Origin of the sequence: Streptomyces sp. NPDC050388 (genome assembly GCF_040655635.1) — a bacterium.
GTDB lineage: Bacteria > Actinomycetota > Actinomycetes > Streptomycetales > Streptomycetaceae > Streptomyces.
Genome location: NZ_JBFAKH010000266.1, coordinates 1 through 1,462 on the forward strand (window position 1 = coordinate 1; position 1,462 = coordinate 1,462).

Consider the following 1,462-nt stretch of genomic DNA (forward strand, 5'->3'; position numbering starts at 1 on the left):
GCGACCGCCCGCGCACGGCACGGGAGGCGCCCTGCCAGCCGGACAGCACCCGCTGCCGCTCGGCCTCCTCCAGCACCTCCACCTCGGAGACCCGGCGATCCGGGTCCTGGGCCAGGGCGGTGAGTACGCGGACGAAGCGGTCGGCGATGGACTGTGCGGTCCCGCGGTCGAACAGATCGGTGCTGTAGTCCAGTGCACCACCCAGCGCGGCGGACTCGGTCTCCGCCGTGGGACGCCGTTCGGCGAGTCGGAAGGACAGGTCGAACTTGGCGGCGCCGATTCCGACCGGTCGGCTGCTCACTTCCAGGCCGGGCAGGGAGGTGACGGCGGACGCCGCGCCCTGGTCCGTGTTGTTCAGGGTGAGCATGGTCTGGAAGAGGGGGTGCCGGGCGAGCGAGCGCTCCGGGTTGACCGCCTCCACCAGCCGTTCGAACGGCAGGTCCTGGTGGGCGTAGGCGGCGAGGTCCGCCGTCCGCACCCGCTCCAGCAGTTCGGTGAACGTGGGGTCGCCCGAGGTGTCGGTGCGCAGCACCAGCGTGTTCACGAAGAAGCCGACCAGGTCGTCGAGCGCGTCGTCGGTGCGGCCGGCGATCGGCGTGCCCAGCGGGATGTCCGTGCCCGCGCCCAGCCGGGACAGCAGCGCCGCCAGGCTCGCCTGGAGCACCATGAACAGACTGGACCTGCCCTCACGGGCGACGCGTACCAGACCGCTGTACACGTCCTCCGGCACATCGAAGGTGACCCGGTCGCCCCGGTACGAGGCCACGGCCGGCCTCGGGCGGTCGAACGGCAGCGACAACTCTTCGGGCAGCCCGGCCAGCGCCCGCTTCCAGTGGTCGAGTTGGCGGGTGGCCTCGCTGTCGGGGTCGTCCTCGGAGCCGAGGACGACGTGCTGCCAGAGGCTGTAGTCGGCGTACTGCACCGGCAGCGGCGCCCACTCGGGGGCCGTGCCCCGCACCCGGGCCGCGTACGCCGCTACCAGGTCACGGGCGAGGGGGCCCATCGACCAGGCGTCGCCCGCTATGTGGTGGACGACCGCGAGCAGGACGTACTCCTCGTCGCCGAGCTCGAACAGGAAGGCGCGCAGGGGCGGTTCCTCGCTTAGCTCGAATGTCGTACGGGAGGCATGGTCCAGTTCCTCGTGCAGGTGCTCCTCGTCCGTGGCGGTCACCGTGAGAGACACCTCGGTGACGTCCCGCACGATCTGGTACGGGCCCTCGGCGTCCTCCGCGAACACCGTGCGCAGGCTCTCGTGCCGGTCCACGACGTCCGCCAGCGCCTGCCGCAGCGCCTCCTCGTCCAGCGCTCCCGTCATCCGCAGGGCGACGGGCAGGTTGTACGTGGCGCTGGGGCCCTCGAAACGGTGCAGGAACCACAGCCGCTGCTGGGCGTGCGAGAGCGGTACGCGGGCCGGCCGCACCGCCGGCACCACCCGGCCGCGCGCGTCGGCCGAGGTGTCCAG

At 72.3% G+C, this 1,462-nt stretch carries 1 protein-coding gene; it reads right to left on the minus strand.

Annotation, left to right across the window (positions count from 1 at the left end; all coding sequences use genetic code 11):
* A partial coding sequence (locus tag AB0I73_RS41270) for a condensation domain-containing protein (RefSeq protein WP_363045512.1) occupies positions 1–1,462 on the minus strand: 1,462 nt, incomplete at both ends.